The 19064-nt window shown below is 64.2% G+C and carries 23 protein-coding genes; 15 read left to right on the top strand and 8 right to left on the bottom strand.

Going from position 1 to position 19064, the window contains the following annotated elements:
• Window positions 1-291: 291 nt before the first annotated feature.
• From CVM73_RS26270 to blaOXA, 9 genes are all read left to right on the top strand, one after another.
• Window positions 292-1698 carry a DegQ family serine endoprotease gene (locus CVM73_RS26270; protein ID WP_167407069.1) on the top strand — a complete coding sequence of 469 codons (1407 nt, stop codon included), beginning with the start codon at window positions 292-294 and terminating at the stop codon, window positions 1696-1698.
• Entirely contained in the window at window positions 1695-3029 is a 1335-nt protein-coding gene (locus CVM73_RS26265; RefSeq protein WP_100234731.1) for a replication-associated recombination protein A, read from the top strand. Before CVM73_RS26270 ends, CVM73_RS26265 begins: the two co-directional genes overlap by 4 nt.
• A gap of 78 nt (window positions 3030-3107) precedes the next feature.
• Window positions 3108-3425: a HigA family addiction module antitoxin gene (locus CVM73_RS26260; protein WP_036041470.1), complete on the top strand. Its 318-nt coding sequence runs from the start codon at window positions 3108-3110 to the stop codon at window positions 3423-3425.
• Entirely contained in the window at window positions 3422-4636 is a 1215-nt protein-coding gene (locus CVM73_RS26255) for an RluA family pseudouridine synthase (RefSeq protein WP_100234730.1), read from the top strand. The genes CVM73_RS26260 and CVM73_RS26255 overlap by 4 nt, the downstream gene beginning before the upstream one ends.
• A gap of 40 nt (window positions 4637-4676) precedes the next feature.
• Window positions 4677-4973, top strand: coding sequence for a hypothetical protein (locus tag CVM73_RS26250; RefSeq protein WP_100234729.1), 297 nt, complete (start codon window positions 4677-4679; stop codon window positions 4971-4973).
• 75 nt (window positions 4974-5048) lie between these two features.
• On the top strand, window positions 5049-5840 hold the full coding sequence (locus tag CVM73_RS26245; protein ID WP_100234784.1) for an ATP12 family chaperone protein: 792 nt from the start codon (window positions 5049-5051) through the stop codon (window positions 5838-5840).
• Between the two features lie 54 nt (window positions 5841-5894).
• The gene (gene fliK, locus CVM73_RS26235) at window positions 5895-7505 is read left to right on the top strand and encodes a flagellar hook-length control protein FliK (RefSeq protein ID WP_167407068.1); all 1611 of its coding nucleotides are present in this window, start codon (window positions 5895-5897) and stop codon (window positions 7503-7505) included.
• The gene (locus CVM73_RS26230) at window positions 7502-7765 is read left to right on the top strand and encodes an EscU/YscU/HrcU family type III secretion system export apparatus switch protein (protein WP_100234728.1); all 264 of its coding nucleotides are present in this window, start codon (window positions 7502-7504) and stop codon (window positions 7763-7765) included. The genes fliK and CVM73_RS26230 overlap by 4 nt, the downstream gene beginning before the upstream one ends.
• A 75-nt stretch (window positions 7766-7840) precedes the next feature.
• Window positions 7841-8659 carry a class D beta-lactamase gene (gene blaOXA / locus CVM73_RS26225; RefSeq protein ID WP_100234782.1) on the top strand — a complete coding sequence of 273 codons (819 nt, stop codon included), beginning with the start codon at window positions 7841-7843 and terminating at the stop codon, window positions 8657-8659.
• A gap of 18 nt (window positions 8660-8677) precedes the next feature.
• Here blaOXA and CVM73_RS26220 read toward each other — a convergent pair whose 3' ends face one another.
• From CVM73_RS26220 to CVM73_RS26210, 3 genes are all read right to left on the bottom strand, one after another.
• Window positions 8678-9673 carry a dienelactone hydrolase family protein gene (locus CVM73_RS26220; protein WP_100234727.1) on the bottom strand — a complete coding sequence of 332 codons (996 nt, stop codon included), beginning with the start codon at window positions 9671-9673 and terminating at the stop codon, window positions 8678-8680.
• Window positions 9631-9999, bottom strand: coding sequence for a hypothetical protein (locus CVM73_RS26215; RefSeq protein ID WP_245452432.1), 369 nt, complete (start codon window positions 9997-9999; stop codon window positions 9631-9633). Before CVM73_RS26215 ends, CVM73_RS26220 begins: the two co-directional genes overlap by 43 nt.
• A 145-nt stretch (window positions 10000-10144) precedes the next feature.
• Window positions 10145-10549, bottom strand: a complete 405-nt coding sequence (locus tag CVM73_RS26210) for a DUF4260 domain-containing protein (protein WP_100234726.1) — start codon at window positions 10547-10549, stop codon at window positions 10145-10147.
• Between the two features lie 139 nt (window positions 10550-10688).
• Between CVM73_RS26210 and CVM73_RS26205 the strand changes: the two genes are divergently transcribed.
• On the top strand, window positions 10689-12221 hold the full coding sequence (locus CVM73_RS26205) for an acyl-CoA carboxylase subunit beta (RefSeq protein WP_027574084.1): 1533 nt from the start codon (window positions 10689-10691) through the stop codon (window positions 12219-12221).
• Window positions 12222-12254: 33 nt separating this feature from the next.
• Here CVM73_RS26205 and CVM73_RS39360 read toward each other — a convergent pair whose 3' ends face one another.
• Window positions 12255-12584 carry a hypothetical protein gene (locus CVM73_RS39360; protein ID WP_146006660.1) on the bottom strand — a complete coding sequence of 110 codons (330 nt, stop codon included), beginning with the start codon at window positions 12582-12584 and terminating at the stop codon, window positions 12255-12257.
• A gap of 430 nt (window positions 12585-13014) precedes the next feature.
• On the opposite strand from CVM73_RS39360, the gene CVM73_RS26200 reads away from it, so the two are divergent.
• The 3 genes from CVM73_RS26200 to CVM73_RS26190 all read left to right on the top strand — a co-directional run bounded on the left by CVM73_RS26200 (window position 13015) and on the right by CVM73_RS26190 (window position 14736).
• On the top strand, window positions 13015-13362 hold the full coding sequence (locus tag CVM73_RS26200) for a hypothetical protein (RefSeq protein WP_100234725.1): 348 nt from the start codon (window positions 13015-13017) through the stop codon (window positions 13360-13362).
• Between the two features lie 66 nt (window positions 13363-13428).
• Window positions 13429-13914, top strand: coding sequence for an adenosine-specific kinase (locus tag CVM73_RS26195; RefSeq protein ID WP_100234724.1), 486 nt, complete (start codon window positions 13429-13431; stop codon window positions 13912-13914).
• 78 nt (window positions 13915-13992) lie between these two features.
• Window positions 13993-14736: a protein-L-isoaspartate(D-aspartate) O-methyltransferase gene (locus CVM73_RS26190; RefSeq protein WP_245452431.1), complete on the top strand. Its 744-nt coding sequence runs from the start codon at window positions 13993-13995 to the stop codon at window positions 14734-14736.
• 118 nt (window positions 14737-14854) lie between these two features.
• On the opposite strand, the gene CVM73_RS26185 is transcribed toward CVM73_RS26190, so the two are convergent.
• Together CVM73_RS26185 and CVM73_RS26180 are read right to left on the bottom strand one after the other, a co-directional pair.
• A complete protein-coding gene (locus tag CVM73_RS26185) occupies window positions 14855-15349 on the bottom strand; it encodes a VOC family protein (RefSeq protein ID WP_245452430.1) in 495 nt (164 codons plus the stop codon).
• 314 nt (window positions 15350-15663) lie between these two features.
• A complete protein-coding gene (locus tag CVM73_RS26180; protein WP_100234722.1) occupies window positions 15664-16323 on the bottom strand; it encodes a glutathione S-transferase family protein in 660 nt (219 codons plus the stop codon).
• Window positions 16324-16452: 129 nt separating this feature from the next.
• Here CVM73_RS26180 and CVM73_RS26175 point away from each other — a divergent pair, with 129 nt between their 5' ends.
• Together CVM73_RS26175 and CVM73_RS26170 are read left to right on the top strand one after the other, a co-directional pair.
• Window positions 16453-16767: a hypothetical protein gene (locus CVM73_RS26175; RefSeq protein WP_100234721.1), complete on the top strand. Its 315-nt coding sequence runs from the start codon at window positions 16453-16455 to the stop codon at window positions 16765-16767.
• 130 nt (window positions 16768-16897) lie between these two features.
• Entirely contained in the window at window positions 16898-17170 is a 273-nt protein-coding gene (locus CVM73_RS26170; RefSeq protein ID WP_100234720.1) for a twin-arginine translocation signal domain-containing protein, read from the top strand.
• Window positions 17171-17325: 155 nt separating this feature from the next.
• On the opposite strand, the gene CVM73_RS26165 is transcribed toward CVM73_RS26170, so the two are convergent.
• Together CVM73_RS26165 and CVM73_RS26160 are read right to left on the bottom strand one after the other, a co-directional pair.
• On the bottom strand, window positions 17326-17577 hold the full coding sequence (locus CVM73_RS26165; protein WP_100234719.1) for a GCG_CRPN prefix-to-repeats domain-containing protein: 252 nt from the start codon (window positions 17575-17577) through the stop codon (window positions 17326-17328).
• A gap of 191 nt (window positions 17578-17768) precedes the next feature.
• Window positions 17769-18776, bottom strand: a complete 1008-nt coding sequence (locus tag CVM73_RS26160; RefSeq protein WP_100234718.1) for an alpha/beta fold hydrolase — start codon at window positions 18774-18776, stop codon at window positions 17769-17771.
• Window positions 18777-19064 lie beyond the last annotated feature (288 nt).

The following is a 19064-nucleotide window of genomic DNA, read 5'->3' as shown; positions in this document are numbered from 1 at the left end:
TTCCCAAGTCGCGACGGGAGAGCCTAGGAATGAATGATGACTGCTCCGCGGCGGAGCGTCATCGGTTGCGTGGTTCCCACTGATGCAAATTCGTCGCAACCGAATTCTGCCGGTGCGCCACAATGCGAGAGGACGCGGATCATGCCAACCCGCGGCGCCCTGAAAATTGCGATTTCGCACGACGGGCTTGCATTCGGGAGCCACCGGAGGGAGGCCGAATATTGCCGCCCTGCGCCCTTCTATTGAGGGGCGAACACGCCTATATTCCGGCGTCTTTTCCAAGAGGTAGGAATGTTTCGATCGACCTGGACTGCCGTCGTTACGGCCTCGTGCATAGCCTTTTCGGCCCATCTCAATCCGGCTGCCGCGCAGGACCGCCGCGTCCCGTCGTCGCCGGCCGAACTGCGGCTGTCCTATGCGCCGATCGTGCAGCGGGTGCAGCCCGCGGTCGTCAACGTCTATGCCGCCAAAGTGGTGCAGAACCGCAATCCGCTGCTGGACGACCCGATCTTCCGCCGCTTCTTCGGCGTGCCGGGCCAGCAGCCCGAGCAGATGCAGCGTTCGCTAGGCTCCGGAGTCATCGTCGATGCCTCCGGCCTCGTCGTCACCAACGTGCACGTCATCGAAGGCGCGGACCAGGTGAAAGTGTCGCTGTCGGACAAGCGCGAGTTCGAGGCCGAGATCCTGCTCAAGGATTCCCGGACCGATCTCGCCGTGCTCCGTCTGAAGGACAGCAAGGAGAAATTCCCGACCCTCGACTTCACCAATTCCGACGAATTGCTCGTCGGCGACGTCGTGCTCGCGATCGGCAATCCTTTCGGCGTCGGCCAGACCGTGACCCACGGCATCATCTCGGCGCTCGCGCGTACGCAGGTCGGCATCACCGACTACCAGTTCTTCATCCAGACCGATGCGGCGATCAATCCCGGTAATTCCGGCGGCGCCCTGGTCGACATGAGCGGCAAGCTCGCCGGCATCAACACGGCGATCTATTCGCGCTCCGGCGGCTCGCAAGGAATCGGCTTTGCGATTCCCGCCAACATGGTGCGCGTCGTCGTCGCCTCCGCCAAGAGCGGCGGCAAGGCAGTGAAGCGGCCATGGCTCGGGGCAAAATTACAGGCGGTGACACCGGAGATCGCGGAAAGCCTCGGCCTGCGCTCGCCGACCGGTGCGCTGGTCGCAAGCGTGGTGTCGAATGGCCCGGCGGCGAAGGCCGGCCTGAAATCCTCCGACCTCATCACCGGGATCGACGGCCAGACCGTGGATGATCCCAACGCCTTCGACTACCGCTTCGCGACCCGTCCGCTCGGTGGGACCGCGCAGATCGACGTGCAGCGCGGCGGCAAGCCGGTGAAGCTGACGGTGGCGCTGGAGACGGCGCCCGACACCGGGCGCAACGAGCTCGTCGTCACCGCGCGCTCGCCGTTCCAGGGCGCGAAGGTCTCGACCATCACCCCGGCCGTCGCTGACGAGCTGCATCTGGATGCCGACACCGAAGGCGTCGTGATCACCGATCTCGGCGGCGACAGTGCGGCCGCCAGTGTCGGATTCCAGAAGGGCGACATCATCCTGGCCGTCAACAACCTGAAGATCAGCAAGACCGGCGACCTCGAGAAGGCCGCGGGCGAACGGCCGCGGCTCTGGCGCATCACGCTGGTGCGCGGCGGCCAGCAGATCAACGTTACGCTGGGCGGATGAGTCCGAAACGACCACAGCAGACGCCGACGCTGTTCGCCGCAGCGGGGCTCGACCACGAGGCTCCGCATCCGCTGCCGGATCGGTTGCGTCCGCGCGCATTGTCGGAGGTCGTCGGCCAGGACCACATCCTCGGTCCCGACGGTGCGCTGACGCGCATGCTGGAAACACGCACGCTGGGCTCGCTGGTGTTCTGGGGCCCGCCCGGCACCGGCAAGACCACGGTGGCGCGGCTGCTGGCGGACGCAACGGATCTGCATTTCGAGCAGATTTCAGCCGTGTTCTCCGGCGTCGCCGATTTGAAGAAGGCGTTCGATGCCGCGCGCGCCCGCCGCGAAATGGGCAAGGGCACGCTGCTGTTCGTCGACGAGGTGCATCGCTTCAACCGCGCCCAGCAGGATTCGTTCTTGCCGGTGATGGAAGACGGCACCGTCGTCTTGGTCGGCGCCACCACCGAGAATCCATCCTTCGAGCTCAACGCGGCGCTTCTATCCCGCGCGCGCGTGCTGGTGTTTCGTTCGCTCGATGCCGCTGCGATCGAAAAGCTGTTCGCGCATGCTGAAGCGGTCGAGGGCAAGAAGCTGCCGCTCGATGCCGAGGCGCGCGCGGTGCTGGTGCGCATGGCTGACGGCGATGGCCGCGCCTCGCTGACGCTTGCCGAGGAGGTCTGGCGTTCGGCGCGGGCGGACGAGATTTTCAATGCCGCGCAGTTGCAGGAGATCCTGCAACGCCGTGCGCCGATCTACGACAAGTCGGCCGATGGGCATTACAATCTGATCTCGGCGCTGCATAAGTCGGTGCGCGGCTCCGATCCCGATGCAGCGCTGTATTACCTCGCGCGCATGCTGGACGCCGGCGAGGACCCGCTGTTCCTGGCCCGCCGCGTCGTGCGCATGGCGGTGGAGGACATCGGGCTTGCCGATCCGCAGGCGCTCGCCATCGCCAATGCCGCCAAGGACGCCTTCGATTTCCTCGGCCATCCCGAGGGCGAGCTCGCGATCGCGCAGGCCGTGGTCTATCTCGCCACCGCGCCGAAATCGAACGCTGTCTACACCGCTTTCGGCACGGCAATGCAGGTCGCAAAGCAGGCCGGCTCACTGCTGCCGCCAAAGCACATCCTCAACTCGCCGACCAAGCTGATGAAGTCGGAAGGCTACGGCGCGGCTTACGAATACGACCACGACGCCCCGGATGCCTTTTCGGGCCAGGACTACTTCCCGGAAGCCCTGGGACGGCAGACCTTCTACGACCCGCCCGAACGCGGTTTCGAGCGCGAGATCAGGAAGCGGCTGGATTACTGGGCCAAGCTGCGGAAGGAGCGGGGCGGGAAGTAGGGCTTTCGAGGTTGCTACAGGGCGTACATTTACGGTTTACGTAACGCGTAAATCTTGCTACTCGCCGGGGAAACTCCCATGGCTCATACACCAACACATCCCGGTGAGCATCTTGCCGAAGAACTGCGCGAACTCGGCATCACGGCCGCGGAGCTGTCGCGTCAGATCGACGTACCGGTTAATCGCATCACCGGCATCATTAACGGACAGCGCGGCATCACCGCCGATACGGCGCTGCGGCTTGGTCATTGGTTTGGCACCAGCCCGCAATTCTGGATGAACCTGCAACAGCAATATGAGCTGCGGCTGGCGGAGAAGGAGGTGGGCGCGCAGGTTGCGTCGCTGCCCCGCCGCGTCAATGCGCAGTCGACACGAAAGCTTGGAAAGACCGCATGAGTCGCCGCATCAAGAGAATGAATTCCAAGCCTCGCGATCGCGACGAGCGCAAGGAGGCGCGCCCGCATCAGGCGCGCGGTGCGAAGAAGGCCGGCCCGCGTTCGGGCGGAAAGCCCGGCGGGAAGCCTCCACGCTTCGCGGGTGAGCGTGCCGAGCGGCGGCCGCCCAAAGCGGCACAGGAAAGACCTGCGCCGGAAAAACCCCTTGAGGCCCTGCTGCCGACCAAGGTGCAGACCGTCACCGTCACCGCCGACGAGAACAACATGCGGGTGGATCGTTTCCTCGAGGCGCGCTTTCCCGGCCTGTCGTTCTCCCACATCCAGCGCGTCGTCCGCAAAGGCGAGCTGCGCGTCGACGGCAAGCGCGTCGATAGCAAGGATCGGCTGGAGGAGGGACAGAGCGTCCGCATTCCGCCGCTCAAGCTGGACACGCCGAAGGTTGTCGGCGAGCTCTCAGAGGCTGCGCAGAAGACGCTCAAGGCGCTGAAGGAGATGACGATCTGGGAGGACGACGACGTTCTTGTCCTGAACAAGCCCGCCGGCCTTGCTGTGCAGGGCGGCTCGGGCATGACGCGCCATATCGATCAGATGCTGGAGGTGATGCGCGACGCCAAGGGCCAGAAGCCGCGCCTCGTGCACCGCATCGACCGGGAGACGTCTGGCTGCCTTCTGATCGCCAAGACGCGCTTTGCCGCCTCGCATCTGACCGGCGCGTTCCGCTCGCGTTCGGCGCGCAAGGTCTATTGGGCGCTGGTCCCGGGCCTGCCGAAGCCGAAGCAGGGCCGCATCTCGACCTTCCTCGCGAAGGAGGAGGGCGAGGACGACACCATCATGCGCATCGCCCAGCATGGCGATGAGGGCGCGAGCCATGCGGTGACCTATTACGCAGTGGTCGAGACCGCCGGCAACAAGCTGACCTGGGTGTCGCTCAAGCCGGTGACCGGCCGCACCCACCAGCTGCGCGCCCACATGGCCCATATCGGCCATCCCATCGTCGGCGATCCCAAATATTTCAACATCGAGAACTGGCAGCTGCCGGGCGGCCTGCAAAACCGGCTGCATCTCTTGGCACGTCGTATCGTCATTCCGCATCCGCGCGGCGGCGTGATCGACGCCACTGCGCCGTTGCCGCCACACATGCAGCAATCGTGGAACCTGCTCGGGCTCGACGCAACCAGATTTGATCCGATCGAGAACGCGCCTGAGGAATAGTTAAGTTGAACGGGGGCGATCGGAGCACAACATATCGCCCATGAAACGGCTCTCGATCTGCCTCATCGTTTTGACCGCGCTGCTCACGGGGCAGGGAGCTCAGGCACAATTTGTGCTGCCGGGCCCCTCGCAAGTCGTTCCGCCGCCTTCGCCGCCACCGCCGCCGAAGATCGAGGTGCCGAAGGTTCCGCAATTCGACGCGCCGCCGCGCTACAACTACCAGCCGATCCCGCGCAATTCCTTCAGCGATCGCGTCTCGAAGTGCCTCGACGACGCTGCAGCCGCAGGACTGGGGCCGGCCGATCGCGGCACTTATGCGCGCAGTTGCGCGAACTAGCAGCACCCATCCTCGTCCTGGCGAAGCCATGACGACACTGGTAATTTGGTTGACGACAAGGATCGAAACACCGACATGCGCGAATTGTTCGAAGAAGCTGAGGGGCAGCCCCCGGATCCGCGGGAATCGGCGCGCGCATCCGTGCGCACGCCGCTGCGCAAACGCTTCTACAAGGAAGCCCGCGTCACCGAGGCCGAGGGCGGCTTCGCCATCACCCTCGACGGCAAGCCGATCCGTACGCCCTCCGGCCGCCAGGTGGTGATCCCTTCACGCGAACTCGCCGATGCGGTCGCCGCCGAATGGGCCGCGCAAGGCGAGACGATCGATCCCGTGACCATGCCGCTGACGCGGATCGCCAACAGCGTGGTCGAGGGCGTGATCGACCGCGTCGAGCTCGTCAGCGACGACCTTGCAAAGTACTTCGAGACCGATCTCCTGTTCTATCGCGCCGGCCACCCCGAGGGGCTGGTTGCCCGCGAGGCTGGGCATTGGGACCCCGTGCTGTTCTGGGCGGCGGAGACGCTGGGCGCGCATTTCATCCTGTCCGAGGGTGTCATGCATGTGAAGCAGCCGGATGAGGCCGTCAGGGCCGCGCGCGCCGCGCTGCCGCAGGATGCCTGGTCGGTCGCCGCCCTTCACGTGGTGACGACCCTGAGTGGTTCGGCGCTGCTGGCGCTGGCACTCGCCCATGGCGCGCGGGACGCCGGCCAGGTCTGGGCTGCCGCCCATGTCGATGAGGACTGGAACGCCGAGCAATGGGGCGTGGACGAGGACGCCGCTCACCGGCGGGCCATCCGCCTCAGGGATTTCGAGGCGGCCGTGGCGGTGCTGGCGGCCGTAAGGCCGCGCGCACCCACAGCTCCTTAACGAGAGGTTTACGACGCAGCGTTACGGTCGCTGGCGCTCCCAAAGGCTCCCGAGATGCCGACGCCGGTCACCTCCATTGTTCCCGTCAGCGCCGCAAGCCCCTTGGCTGATGCGGCGACACCCGATCTTGTGCTTCAAGCCGGCAGTGTCGTCGATGCCAGGGGCGTCAGCGTCCTCGCTGAAAATCTGGTGCGGATCGCGATCGCAAATCTATCGCTCGACGTAATGTCGGAAGTCGCGCTGTCGCCCGGGCAGAATCTCCAGCTGGCGGTGTCGCAGAACGACGGGGCCATCCGCCTCGCCGTCGTGGGCGGGGCAGGCGAGGCGACTGCCGACGTAGTCACGTTGACGCCGCGTGCGGCCTCGCTGGTGGAGAGCCCGCCGCTTACGCCATCGGCTGGCGCAGCACGCAGCACGCTGACGCCTTCGGAGCAGGTTGCCGTCACGGTGGCTTCGGCCGCGGCCGTAACCAGGCAGGGCAGTCAGGCGCCGCTGTTTGCCAATCTGGCTTCCGTCGTCACCGGCAGTGACCTGCCCGTAGGCTTGAAGCAGGCGGTGCTGGACGTGCTGGCGCAGCAGACGCCGCTCGACACCGCGCTCGACGGCGGCGATATCGAATCGGCCCTCCAGAAATCAGGGCGTTTCCTCGAAGCTTCTCTCGCCGCGGGCGCGACGCCGTCGTCCGGCGCAATGCCGGATTTGAAGGCGGCGCTGCTGGTGCTGCGCCAGGCACTGGCCACGATTGAGACCGCGGTGCCACCGAGGCAAGGCGCCTTGATTCCGACCGGCGCCACGGGGACACCGCAGGTCGGCATCGCACCGGCGGCAGCAGGTGGGACGGCGCAGGCGGCATCGCCATCAACCGAAATAGCCCAACAGCCGCAAACGCCGCGCAGCGCCAATCCCGCCGCTGCCGTGCTCGCCGACATCGCTGGCGGCGTTTCGCAGGCGGCGACATCACGGACCATGTCCGCAGGCCTTGCCGCGAGCCTGCTGCAAGAGGTCACGCAAGACCTGCCGCGCCTGACCGGCAACGTGCCGGGCTCCAACAAGGCCGTGCCGGATGGCCACACCTTCGCGGCCGCCGGACACGCGACGCCCCCGCCATTCCGCGGTGCGCTGCCGGCGCCGCAGTCCATCGCCGCCCCATCGCTCGCGCCGGACACGCCGCTCGCTGCCACCGTGCATCGCCTGCTCGACGATACCGATGCCGCGATCGCGCGGCAGACGCTGTTGCAAGTTGCCTCGCTCCCCGATCGCACCGACGCCAGCGGGCACCGCATCGATCCGGCCGTGCCGCAGTGGAATTTCGAGATTCCGTTCGCGACCCCGCAGGGCACCGCGATGGCGCAGTTCGAGATCTCGCGCGATGGCGGCAATGAGTCCGCCGATCCCGCCAAGCGCGCCTGGCGCGCTCGCTTCTCACTCAATGTCGAGCCGGCGGGTCCCGTGCATGCGCTGATCACGCTGAACGGCGACAAGACCTTCGTACGGATGTGGGCAGAACGGCCGGCGACGGCGCAGCAGCTTCGCGCCGGCGTCGGAGAGCTCAGCCAGGCATTGACGAGGGCCGAGCTCAAGCCCGGTGATATCGTGGTCCGCGACGGCACGCCGCCGCAACCGGCGCCCGCCCGCGCCGGCCACTTCCTGGATCGCGCGACATGAGCGATCCATCCAAGCTCGCGATCGCGCTGCATTACGAGAAGGGCTCTGGCGCGCCTGTCGTCGTCGCCAAGGGCAGGGGCACGATCGGCGAAAAGATCGTCGAGATCGCCAAGGCCCACGACATCCCGATCGAGGAGAACGATGTTCTGGCCGGCGCACTGTCCAAGGTCGAGCTCGGTGAGGAGATCCCGCCGGATCTCTACAAAGCCGTCGCCGAGGTGCTGGTGTTCGTGCTGCGGCTGTCGGGCCGGGGACGGTAGCAACAACCTGTCATCGTTTCACCACGTAGCGGTTGCATGGTCGCGCCGGTTTTTCACTGCTCATGGATATCGCTCTTGCTGACCCGTCGTTCCACCCTCGGTCTTCTCGCCGCAGCCGCGGTCCTGCCTTCCCGCGCGCGCGCCCACGTCGCGCCGCCGCGCAACGAAATCCGTGAGAGTCTTGCAAAACGCTTCACCGATCTCGGTACGTCAGGCACCTTCGTCGGCTACAAGGTCGAGGACTATCTGATCGTCGCCAGCGACAAGGAGCGCTCGGGTGAGGGGAAGCTGCCGGCTTCGACCTTCAAGATTCCCAACTCGCTGATCGCGCTGGAGACCGGCGTGGTCGCTGACCCCGATAAGGACGTGTTTCCCTGGGACGGCGTCAAGCGTCCGATCGAGGCCTGGAACAAGGATCACACGCTGCGCAGCGCGATCGCGGTCAGCGCGGTGCCGGTCTATCAGGAGATCGCGCGCCGCATCGGCCAGGAGCGCATGCAAAAATATGTCGACGAGTTCGACTACGGCAATCGCGACATCGGCGGCGGCATCGACCAGTTCTGGCTCACGGGCGCCCTGCGCATCGATCCGGTCGAGCAGGTCGATTTCGCCGATCGGCTGCGCCGCCGTGCGCTGCCGATCAGCAAGCGCAGCCAGGAACTCGTCGCCGACATCCTGCCGGTGACCAAGGTCGGCGACAGCGTCATCCGCGCCAAGTCCGGTTTGCTGGGTGCCGAGCGCGGCGAGCCGTCGCTCGGTTGGATGGTCGGCTGGGCCGAGAAGGGCGAGGCGCACACCGTGTTCGCGCTCAACATGGATTGCCGAGAACCGCGCCTCGTCAGTGAGCGCATGACGCTGACGCAAGCCTGCCTTGCCGAGATCGGCGCGATCTAGCTTCAGTCCTGCCAGCGCCTAACCCAACTTGAACAGCGCCTGCAAGAACTCCTCCACGGCCTTTCGCGCTTCGGCGGCAGTCTTCGGATTGCCACCAACATGCGGGTTGAGCTCGACGCAGGCATCCTTGTAGGTGAAGGGCGCGTTGGTATCGCCGTTCATGAGCATGCCGCCGTCGCCTTCCTTGATGCGGCAGTTGCGCACGGTTTGCGCGTTGGCAGACACGGTGACGGTGTTGAGGCCGACCAGGCCACTGTCGAACCCGTGCGCGCTGTCGGGGTATTCGGTCAGCACCACGTCGCGTCCGCCCGCCTTGAGCCGCTCGACGAAAGCCTTGCAGCTCTTCACGGGATTGTAGTCGTCGGGCGTGCCGTGGAAGATGCGGATCGGCCGGGCCGTAACCTCGGCGTCACCTTGATACGTGGTCGAACAATCCGGATAGAAGGGGATGTAGGCCGCGAACCGGATGCCGGACTTGTTCCAGAGCTTGTTGAAGCGGTCGAGGCTCGCATAAAGCGTCGCCTGGCCGCCGCGGGAAAAGCCCATCAGCACGATGCGGTCAGGGTCGACGCGAGGATGCTTCGCGAGGATCTCCAGCGAGCGGTAGATGTCGACGATTAGGTTGAGCCGGCCGAGCAGGGCCTGATTGGGGCCGACCACGGTCAGGCCGCGGCCGGTGAAGCCGTCGATCACGAAGGTCGAGATGCCCATGGCGTTGAACGCATGCACCCACGCCTCCGTGGTGGCGCCAACACCGCTCGAGCCGTGCATCAGCACCACGACCGGAATCTTGCCGCTGCCCTGGGCAACACGAAATTCGCCTGCGACCGTCACCGGCTTGCCGCCTGCGGCATCACCACTGAGGAATTGCTGGTCGGAGAGGGTGAGCGTGGGGATCGGGTAGATCTCGGCGCGCGTGGCGACTTCCTTGGGCAGGGATTGTGCGTTCGCGCCAACGTCGGCGAACAGAGTCAAGATGCAAAGCGCCATGGCGATGCGGAATATCGTCGGCATCGGATCCCCCCGTGTGGTTTTGGTCGAGTAGAACAACAGGCCGGCACGCTGTCAATTTGCGCGCGTTCGTCTCGGTCAGGATTCGTTTTCTTCGTCGTCAGCGCCCGGTCGATCGCAAAGCCGCCGATCTCGCTCATGGCCTGCGAGATCAGGTCGCCGCGCCTCGCAAAGCTGCTCGACAGATAGTCGAACTGCGACTCGATCGTGCTGGCTGCCCGCAGCAGCACCTCGCCATTCCGCCCCGACACCATGCTGGCCAACCGCCGCAGGAAGTCGATGGTTTCGGAGGATGAGTTCGGCGGCAGGGCGACGACTGTCGCGGACATCGTGGTGATGCTGGAGCCAGGGCATGATGACCGTCGCCGTACCGAGTGGGCTCACGCAACATTCGGCGCCTGATCGTAAGGCCCGGAGCAAGCCTGAATCGGCCGGCCCGGTCAACCGTGTCGGGCGGTCAATTCTGCGGCCGGGTCAGGCGTCCTTTTGCCGCCCGATCCGGCCGAGATGGGTGAAGCCGAACCCGGCGGAATATTTCAGGCCGTAACCGAGCGCCCGGTCGATGCCGATATGAGCAAGCCAGATCAAGGCAATGGACAAGGTGAGGGGCGAGGCGAGGCCGAAGCCCAGCGTCAGCAGCGCCACCGGCGCCATGTAGCTGTGGGCGGCGTTGTAGACCATCGCGCCGAACTTGGCGTCGGACAGGTATGCCAGGAAGCTCAGATCGGGCACGAAGAATAGCAAGGCAAACACCAGCCAGGACCCGTCCCAGGCGGCGTAGAGCATCACCATCCCTGCGAACAGGGTCAGGCCCTCCAGCCGCAGCAGGATGTTGACGCCGCCCGTCGCAGCGCCCGTCTCGGCCGTTCCTTCCGTCATGCTCGCCTCCCGGGCAAAACTTTGTAATTCCTTGCGCTTTCCCGCTGCGGCAGGGCAGCCCTGCGACGCCGAAAGCGGCTTCCCGGCCTGCAAAATGCCGTGTTAGAACCCCGCATCATTTAAGACCTGGCGGGAGCAAATGAAACACATCCTGGACGCCCTTGAAGATCGTCGTGCCGGCGCCAAGCTCGGCGGCGGGGAGAAGCGCATCGAGGCGCAGCACGCCCGCGGCAAGCTGACGGCGCGCGAGCGCATCGAGCTCTTACTCGACAAGGGGTCGTTCGAGGAGTTCGACATGTTCGTCGAGCACCGCTCCACCGAGTTCGGCATGGAGAAGACCAAGGTGCCCGGCGATGGCGTCGTCACGGGATGGGGCACCGTCAACGGCCGCAAGACCTTCGTCTTCGCCAAGGATTTTACCGTGTTCGGCGGGTCGCTCTCGGAAACGCACGCGCTGAAAATTACAAAACTCCAGGACATGGCGATGAAGGCGAGGGCGCCCATCATCGGCCTCTATGACGCGGGCGGCGCCCGCATCCAGGAGGGCGTCGCCGCGCTCGCCGGCTATTCCTACGTGTTCCGCCGCAACGTGCTGGCCTCGGGCGTGATCCCGCAGATCTCCGTCATCATGGGCCCCTGCGCCGGCGGCGACGTCTACTCGCCGGCGATGACCGACTTCATCTTCATGGTGAAGAACACCAGCTACATGTTCGTCACCGGCCCCGACGTGGTGAAGACCGTCACCAACGAGGTCGTCACCGCCGAGGAGCTCGGCGGCGCCTCGGTGCACGCCACGCGCTCCTCGATCGCCGACGGCGCCTTCGAGAACGACGTCGAGACGCTCCTGCAGATGCGTCGCCTGATCGACTTCCTGCCGTCGAACAACACCGACGGCGTGCCGGAATGGCCGAGCTTCGACTCCATCGAGCGGGTCGACATGTCCCTGGACACACTGATCCCCGACAATCCGAACAAGCCCTACGACATGAAGGAGCTGATCCTGAAGGTCGTGGACGAGGGCGACTTCTTCGAGATCGCGGAAGCCTTCGCCAAGAACATCGTCACCGGCTTCGGCCGCATTGCGGGGCGCACCGTCGGCTTCGTCGCCAACCAGCCGATGGTGCTGGCCGGCGTGCTCGACAGCGACGCCTCGCGGAAAGCCGCGCGCTTCGTCCGCTTCTGCGACGCCTTCAACATCCCGATCGTCACCTTCGTCGACGTGCCGGGCTTTCTGCCGGGCACGAGCCAAGAATATGGCGGCCTGATCAAGCACGGCGCCAAGCTCTTGTTCGCCTATTCGCAATGCACCGTGCCGCTGGTCACCATCATCACCCGCAAGGCCTATGGCGGTGCTTTCGACGTCATGGCCTCCAAGGAGATCGGCGCCGACATGAACTACGCCTGGCCGACCGCCCAGATCGCGGTGATGGGCGCCAAGGGCGCGGTCGAGATCATCTTCCGCTCTGACATCGGCGACCCCGACAAGATCGCCGCCCGCACCAAGGAATACGAAGACCGCTTCCTGTCGCCGTTCATTGCGGCAGAGCGCGGCTACATCGACGACGTCATCATGCCGCACTCGACGAGAAAGCGGATCGCAAGGGCGCTGGCGATGCTGAAGGACAAGAAGACGGAAATGCCAGCGAAGAAGCACGACAATTTGCCGTTGTAGCAGAGCGGGGGGCTCGTAAGCCCCCCATTCCATTTATCGTGTCGGCCGATGGCTCAAGTCTGCTGGTTCGACGGACGCATAGATGCGGCCAAATTTAAGATCCGCTAGGCGTCCCTGATTGATACGATAGTCTGACGCGATCTCTGAGTAGCGATCGCCTCTGAGTATGCGTGCTTTGATGACCGCAATCTCAGCCGTTGATAGGTGTTTCATTTCGCAATCCTGATTGGAGGTGGAGGTTTGAAGAACGGCCGTTCCGCCAGCAGGATTGTCTTTCTGCACTTCGCTAATCAAGGAATAGGAATTTGTGAGATCCGCTGCTTGCAGGCTAAGCAATTGATGACGAATGTGATTTTCTGGCAAGTGCGACACTCTTGGACAATTCCGCCACATTCATAGCTTTGTCGAAGGTTGGTTTGTACTGCCGCAGGAATGAAATGTAGTAGCTCGGGTTGTTGAATTCGCGATAACTGCGCGAGAATTCGCGAAGCGGATAGTAACGTAAAGCGCACTTACTCAATGAAAGTCGCCAGATGTGTTCGACTGATCGAATGTGAGCGCGAGCGCGCCCCTTCTTGGAAGGAAACCAGTAGCTGCTAGTACGAAAATCCTCAGCGCCCCGCTGTCGCACCAGTTGCAGTATCAGATTTACATTTTCTGTTAGGTCTCACCAGGCTTGCGATTGTTGTGTAGCTCGCTAGTTTTACTGAGCCCAACCGTCATGTCTAGGTTTGGTCACTAGGGAGGCGAGTTCAAGGGGCAGGCAATGAGCTGACGTGTGACTCGAAACCCAATGACCGAAGACGATCCGACCGACGAGATTTCCGACATTGAGGCGCGGATCGAGGCTTTGGCCGAGATCGCCGAGCGGTGCCGGAAATACATCCTGGCGTCCAAGATCGCGATCGGCGGCGGAGCCGCGCTGCTGCTGATCACGATCCTCGGCCTGTTGGGGACGGGTCAGACCGCCGCGCTCGGATCGATCGCCCTGGTGCTGGGCGGGATCGTGTCGCTGGGCTCGAACGTCAGTACCTTGCGGCAGACCGACGCCGCGATCAGCGCGGCGGAGGTGCGCCGCCTGGAGCTGATCGGCAGGATCGATCTTCGTCTGGTCGCCGATACACCCATGAAGCTGGTGTAACGCCGCTTGCAATCGCCTGCCGCAGGCCTACCATGACTGGCGTTGGACCCTTGAAGGAGCGCAGCCATGGAACTCACCGTGGTGCCCATCGTCAAGCCGGACACCGCCAACTTCATCTTCGGCCAGTCGCATTTCATCAAGACCGTGGAAGACCTCCACGAAGCGCTGGTCGGCGCGGTGCCGGGCATCCGCTTCGGACTGGCCTTCTGTGAAGCTTCCGGCAAGCGGCTGGTGCGCTGGTCGGGAAACGACGAAGCCGCTCTCACGCTCGCGCGCGACAACGCATTGGCCATCGGCGCCGGACACACGTTCTTGATCTTCCTGGGTAACGGATTCTTTCCCGTCAACGTGCTGGCTGCGGTGCGCGCGGTGCCGGAGGTCTGCCGCATCTATTGTGCGACGGCCAATCCGACACAGGTGATTGTCGCGCAAACGGACCTCGGCCGTGGCGTGCTCGGCGTGGTGGATGGCGCCCCACCGCTGGGTGTCGAGGCCGACGCGGACATTGCGTGGCGGAAAGAGCTGCTGCGAAAGATCGGCTACAAGCTGTAGCGACTGGATAGCGGTCATCGCTCCATTCGTTGCGCTCAAGCGGTCGACGCAAATTGCGTACCTCGTGGAGGACGCACGATGATGAAGGCCTTGCTGCACGTGCTTGCCATGGTTGTCGCGGCGGGGGAGGCGACCGCACAGGGCGCCCCGCAGGACGACCAATGCGTCCGCGAACGCGCCGCCATGGTCGAAACCATCCGGGCCTATGCCCGGTCCGCCGGAAGTGGATTGGGTCCGCAAGGCCTGCCGGAGAGGGTGCTTGAGGCGATGGCACAAACCAAACGCCATCTGTTCATCCCTGAGCGATCCTGCGCGATCGCATACGCTGACAGTCCGGTACCGATAGGCCTCGGCCAGACCATCTCGCAGCCCTACATCGTGGCCCTGATGACAGCGTTGGCCGAGGTCGCGCCCGATCACGTCGTGCTCGAAGTCGGCACAGGTTCGGGCTACCAGGCCGCCATCCTTGCGCAACTGGCGCGAAAGGTCTGCACCATCGAGATCATCCCGCAATTGGCCGAGACCGCCACGAAGACACTGAGAGACCTCGCGTATGACAACGTCAGCGTCAGGCTTGGCGACGGCTACGTTGGCTGGCCCGAATGCGGTCCGTTTGACGCCATCATCGTGACGGCCGCGCTCGGGCATGCGCCACCGGCGTTGATCGAGCAGCTCAACGTGGGGGGCCGGCTTGTCATGCCGGTGGGAGCTGGTTACACCACTCAGCAGCTCACGGTCGTCGAAAAAATCGCACCCGGCAAGACGACGACGCGCGCCGTTGCCCTCGTGCGTTTTGTCCCCTTTACACGTTCACAGAACTAGATGGCGCAACGGTCGTAGGGCGGGTTCGGCGAAGCCGTAACCCGCCGCCTCTCTGACGACAGATTGACGGATTGCGCTATCGCCAATCCGCCCAGCGGCTGCGAAGCGTGTGCTTCGTCTACGCAGCCTTGTTCTGCTGCTTCATGGCCTCCGCCGCACGCTTTTTGAGCTCGGCCGGAGATACATCCTCGATATGGGTGCCGATGTGCCACCGGTTGCCCGCCGGATCCGTCACGCCGCCGCTACGGTCGCCGTAAAATTGATCGGCGGGCTCCATCACCGATGTGCCGCCGGCCTTGAGCGCCTTCTGATAGACTGCATCCACGTTCGGTACGTAGAGATAAAGCATCGTGGATGTTGCTTGTGCGCGCTCCGAGGAATCGGAAATCATGACGATGGAATTTCCGATCTTGAACTCCGCATGTCCAACCTTGCCATCGGGCCGCATCAGCGGCTCGAAGACCGGTTGGGCTCCAAAAGCGTCTTTCATGAAGCGGATGATCTTCTCCGCACCATCGACGACGAGATAGGGCGTGACGGTGTGGTATCCCTCGGGAACCGGTTTTACTTTGGTTGCCATGGGTGTCTCCTCTGGTTGATGGATTTGATCCATTCAGGACGACCCAGCCCGCCTCATACCGTGTCCGGAATGTTCGGCCCGATCTTTGAACAAAGTGTGACAGCCGGTGCGTTGTTGGGTCACAAAAGCATCCAGGGAGGAGCACCGCTTTCTTCATCGTCCGCACCACCGTCACCAACGCCGGCAAACGCGCCGCGCTTGATCGCTGGTATGAGAAGGAACATCCGCTGCACGCAGCAGGATCGCTCGGGACGAAAAAGGCGTGACGGTTCTGTCGTGCGACGGGTTCATCGGCGCGGCTGATTGCAGATTCCAATCGCGACTGGTTAGCGGGGTGCCTGACCCACCTATGGTCGGCTTTTACGTGCCGCATCCGCCGCGGCGAAATGCGCCATCTGGTCCGCGTGGGCTTTTGCAAACGCCGGGCGGGCCGTGGCGCGCGTGAGATAGGCGCGGCAGGCAGGACTATCCGCCAGCCCGTCGAAACGATCGACGGGGCGAAGCACGTCCGCCATCAGGATGTCGGCGACGGAGAAGGACTCTGCCAGCCATTCGCGCCCTGCAAGCACCGCCTCCATACGTTTCAGGCGGAGCTTGAGGAACTCGTCCACGAATCTCCACGCCGGCGTGTCGTCCGCATGGCCCATGAACTTCGACATTGCCCAGGGCAGGCTGGCCATCTCCACCGAATTGAGCGCGGCGAATACCCATTTCGTCGCTTCGCTGCGGCCGCGCGGATCGACCAGCATCAAGGCCTCACTCCGTTCGCCCAGGTGCAGCAGGATCGCGCCGCTCTCGAAGATCGAGAGGTCGCCATCGGTCAGCCACGGCACCTGGCCGAACGGCTGGTGGGCGAGATGCGCCGCGCCGCGATCGCCGAACGGCACGCTCGCGACGCGATAGGGCAGGGCAGCTTCTTCCAGCGCCCAGCGCACGCGAAGGTCGCGCACGAAACCCCTGGGCATCTCGGGAACCCAGTCAAAGGTGGTCAGCGTGAGGTCGGCCATTTTGCATCTCCATGTCGCTGTCGAAGCAAGGACGTGCGAAGAACGCGCGTTCCGACATCGGGGGCGAAGTTTTTTTGTTGCCGGTGACTGAAGCGGCTAGTCTCGCTGCAAACAATGGGAGAAAAACCGATGCCAGCAGCCTTCTTCGTCGTCCGCGCCATCGTCACCGACGCCAGCAGGCGCGTCGCCTTCGACAGATGGTACGAGACGGAACATCTGCCCGATGCAGTGAAGGCGTTCGGCGTGACCAAGGCCTGGCGGTTCTGGAGCCTGGATGATCCCTCCCTGCACCAGGCGATGTATCAGTTCGATGACGAGGCCAAGCTGAATGCGATGCTGGCAGGTGACGCGTTACAAAAGCTCGTCGCCGATTTCAATCGCGACTGGCCCGACGTGAAGCGCTCGCGCGAGACGCTGGTACTGGCGCAGGCGTTCGTTACGTAGCGAGGTCCTGGCTACGAATTCTTCATCTCGCTCACCGTGAATCTGAACACGCGCTTCAGCTTCGGTTCATGTCGTGACCGCGACACTTGCTCTGCATCACAGGCACGATGATCCAAGAAGGAAGAAAATCATGGAGCGCCGGAACTTTTTGAAACTTGCATTGGGGATGACGGCGGGCGCCGCCGCCTTCGCCACGACTGCCGCGCAGGCCGCGCCGCTGTCGCCGCAGCCGCTCGGTGATCCCGCTCGCACGCCGCAAGGCAATCCCGACGCTCATCCTGCCGTGACGACCAGCGAGGAAGCCTCCAAGCTGACGCCTGAGCAGGTTCACTGGCGTGGGCGCGGCCGCCACTGGGGTTGGCGCCGGCATCACCGGCGCTGGCACCGCCGCCACTACTGGTAAGCTCGCGACAATTCGCGGACTGGACGGGGATCGCCGCTGGCGGTCCCCGTTTCGATTCGGGAAGCGCTCCAGTTCCACGGCGGATGAATCGTCGGTAACAAAAAGGCCGCGCTGGCTTTCGCCGCGCGGCCATTCTGCAACGTAAATGGACGAGATCAGAACGGGCGGCAGCGGCCGGCGTACCAGCGGAAGCCGTAGGGGCACACGCGGGCGCGCGGCACGACGACGACCGGCGCCGGAGCGACCACCACGGGCGCGGGGCGCACAACCACCGCGCCACGCATCGGGCGGCAATTGCCATAGGGACCGCGATAGAATCCTCGGCCACAACCCTCGGCGGCGCTGGCCGCCTCGCTGAAACCGACGACCGCACTGGCGAGCATGACGGCGGCAAACAGGTATTTCATCTAATCTTCCTTCTTGTCCTTGGGGGCAGGCTTCGGGGAGTGGCGCTTGCGGCGCACAATGAATCAAGAGACACGATTCGACACGTTAAATCTGGGACGTGCCGACACGTCGCGATCCAAACCTGCCAATCATGACCTGAATGCGGCATGAACGTTGCCCGCATCCTGCCTCAGACGACACGCAGCTGTCGCTAGCGGCCGAGAAAGCTCAGCACCAGCTCTCTGTACTTCTCCGGCGCCTCCAGGAAGACGAGATGGCCGGTATCCGGGATCACTTCGGCCCGCGCGTTCGGCATCTTTGCCGCCAGCGCCTTCGCCAGTTCGGCGTTCTGCCCCATCTTGGCCCGCAGCGCCTCCGGCGCGAGCGGCCGGCCCGGCGCGTTGTGGTCGTCCGCGCCCATGATGAACAGCGTCGGTGTCGCAATCAGCGGGATCTCGTGCGCCACCGGCTCGCGATAGATCATCTGGCCGGAAGACACGAAGGCGCGCAGCCAGCGCGGATAGTCCGGGCTTCCCTTGATGTTGAAGCGGGCATCGATGAACGGCGTGATCGCCTCGGCCGGCAGCTTGATTGCGTAATTGGTCTGGAGCTGCTTGCGATAGCCGTCCGCGGTGAGCTTGTCCTCGGTCTCGATCATCTTCTCGGTCGGTGTCGGCGGCACGTAGAGGCGGTAGTCCTCGAGCCCGATCGGCGCGGTCAGCACAAGATGGGCAAGGCGGTCCGGATAGGCGCGGGCGATGCGCACGCCGAGCATGCCGCCGAGCGAATGCGCGACGATCTCGGCCTTGTCGATTTTGAGATGATCGAGCAGCGAAATGGTGTTGCGTGCCAGATTGTCGAAATGCAGCTCGCCCTGCGGCTTGGAGGATTTGCCGAAGCCGATCTGGTCCGGCACCACGACGCGAAAGCCGGCCTCGCTGAGCATCTTGATCACGGGTGCCCAATAGCTCGACGGAAAATTGCGCCCGTGCAGCAGCACCACGGTGCGGCCGTTCGGCTGCTGGGGAGCGACGTCCATATAGGCCATGCTGAGCTGCTCGCCGTCGTTGACGACGGGGAGCAAGTGCACGGGGTAGGGATAGGCAAAGCCTTCGAGCGCGATGCCATAGGGTTCGCGCGGCGCGGTGTCGGCGTGGGCGAAAGAGAGGGGGAGGGTGAGGAGGACTGCGGCGAGCGCGGCCGGAAGGATGCGGTTCATTGGGGTCTCTGTTATGTGGCACCGTCATTCCGGGGCGCGTCGAAGACGCGAACCCGGAATCTCGAGGTTCTCAGGTGCGCAACTGCGCGCACCTTAGTTCGATGCTTTGCATCGCCCCGGAACGACGTTGCGCATAAAGCGATGGATGGCCGGGTCAAGCCCACGGCTGTCCGGTTCGATTGTTATGGACAGGGTGCATGACGTGGATTCTTCTGTGTTTCGAGCGCTTCGCACACGTTCGAGACACGGAAGGAGGTCCCCGCCATGCGGCACCAGAATAGCGTATTT

The sequence above is a fragment of the Bradyrhizobium forestalis genome, assembly GCF_002795245.1.
GTDB classification, from domain to species: domain Bacteria; phylum Pseudomonadota; class Alphaproteobacteria; order Rhizobiales; family Xanthobacteraceae; genus Bradyrhizobium; species Bradyrhizobium forestalis.
This window is presented reverse-complemented; position numbering and strand designations above follow the sequence as displayed.

Excerpts from the sequence above, each read along its gene's own strand:
- CVM73_RS26270 (WP_167407069.1), top strand. The coding sequence starts at position 292 with ATGTTTCGATCGACCTGGACTGCCGTCGTTACGGCCTCGTGCATAGCC.
- CVM73_RS26265 (WP_100234731.1), top strand. The coding sequence starts at position 1,695 with ATGAGTCCGAAACGACCACAGCAGACGCCGACGCTGTTCGCCGCAGCG.
- CVM73_RS26260 (WP_036041470.1), top strand. The coding sequence starts at position 3,108 with ATGGCTCATACACCAACACATCCCGGTGAGCATCTTGCCGAAGAACTG.
- CVM73_RS26255 (WP_100234730.1), top strand. The coding sequence starts at position 3,422 with ATGAGTCGCCGCATCAAGAGAATGAATTCCAAGCCTCGCGATCGCGAC.
- CVM73_RS26250 (WP_100234729.1), top strand. The coding sequence starts at position 4,677 with ATGAAACGGCTCTCGATCTGCCTCATCGTTTTGACCGCGCTGCTCACG.
- CVM73_RS26245 (WP_100234784.1), top strand. The coding sequence starts at position 5,049 with ATGCGCGAATTGTTCGAAGAAGCTGAGGGGCAGCCCCCGGATCCGCGG.
- fliK (WP_167407068.1), top strand. The coding sequence starts at position 5,895 with ATGCCGACGCCGGTCACCTCCATTGTTCCCGTCAGCGCCGCAAGCCCC.
- CVM73_RS26230 (WP_100234728.1), top strand. The coding sequence starts at position 7,502 with ATGAGCGATCCATCCAAGCTCGCGATCGCGCTGCATTACGAGAAGGGC.
- CVM73_RS26220 (WP_100234727.1), bottom strand. The coding sequence starts at position 9,673 with ATGCCGACGATATTCCGCATCGCCATGGCGCTTTGCATCTTGACTCTG.
- CVM73_RS26215 (WP_245452432.1), bottom strand. The coding sequence starts at position 9,999 with ATGTCCGCGACAGTCGTCGCCCTGCCGCCGAACTCATCCTCCGAAACC.
- CVM73_RS26210 (WP_100234726.1), bottom strand. The coding sequence starts at position 10,549 with ATGACGGAAGGAACGGCCGAGACGGGCGCTGCGACGGGCGGCGTCAAC.
- CVM73_RS26205 (WP_027574084.1), top strand. The coding sequence starts at position 10,689 with ATGAAACACATCCTGGACGCCCTTGAAGATCGTCGTGCCGGCGCCAAG.
- CVM73_RS26200 (WP_100234725.1), top strand. The coding sequence starts at position 13,015 with ATGACCGAAGACGATCCGACCGACGAGATTTCCGACATTGAGGCGCGG.
- CVM73_RS26195 (WP_100234724.1), top strand. The coding sequence starts at position 13,429 with ATGGAACTCACCGTGGTGCCCATCGTCAAGCCGGACACCGCCAACTTC.
- CVM73_RS26190 (WP_245452431.1), top strand. The coding sequence starts at position 13,993 with ATGATGAAGGCCTTGCTGCACGTGCTTGCCATGGTTGTCGCGGCGGGG.
- CVM73_RS26185 (WP_245452430.1), bottom strand. The coding sequence starts at position 15,349 with ATGGATCAAATCCATCAACCAGAGGAGACACCCATGGCAACCAAAGTA.
- CVM73_RS26180 (WP_100234722.1), bottom strand. The coding sequence starts at position 16,323 with ATGGCCGACCTCACGCTGACCACCTTTGACTGGGTTCCCGAGATGCCC.
- CVM73_RS26175 (WP_100234721.1), top strand. The coding sequence starts at position 16,453 with ATGCCAGCAGCCTTCTTCGTCGTCCGCGCCATCGTCACCGACGCCAGC.
- CVM73_RS26170 (WP_100234720.1), top strand. The coding sequence starts at position 16,898 with ATGGAGCGCCGGAACTTTTTGAAACTTGCATTGGGGATGACGGCGGGC.
- CVM73_RS26165 (WP_100234719.1), bottom strand. The coding sequence starts at position 17,577 with ATGAAATACCTGTTTGCCGCCGTCATGCTCGCCAGTGCGGTCGTCGGT.
- CVM73_RS26160 (WP_100234718.1), bottom strand. The coding sequence starts at position 18,776 with ATGAACCGCATCCTTCCGGCCGCGCTCGCCGCAGTCCTCCTCACCCTC.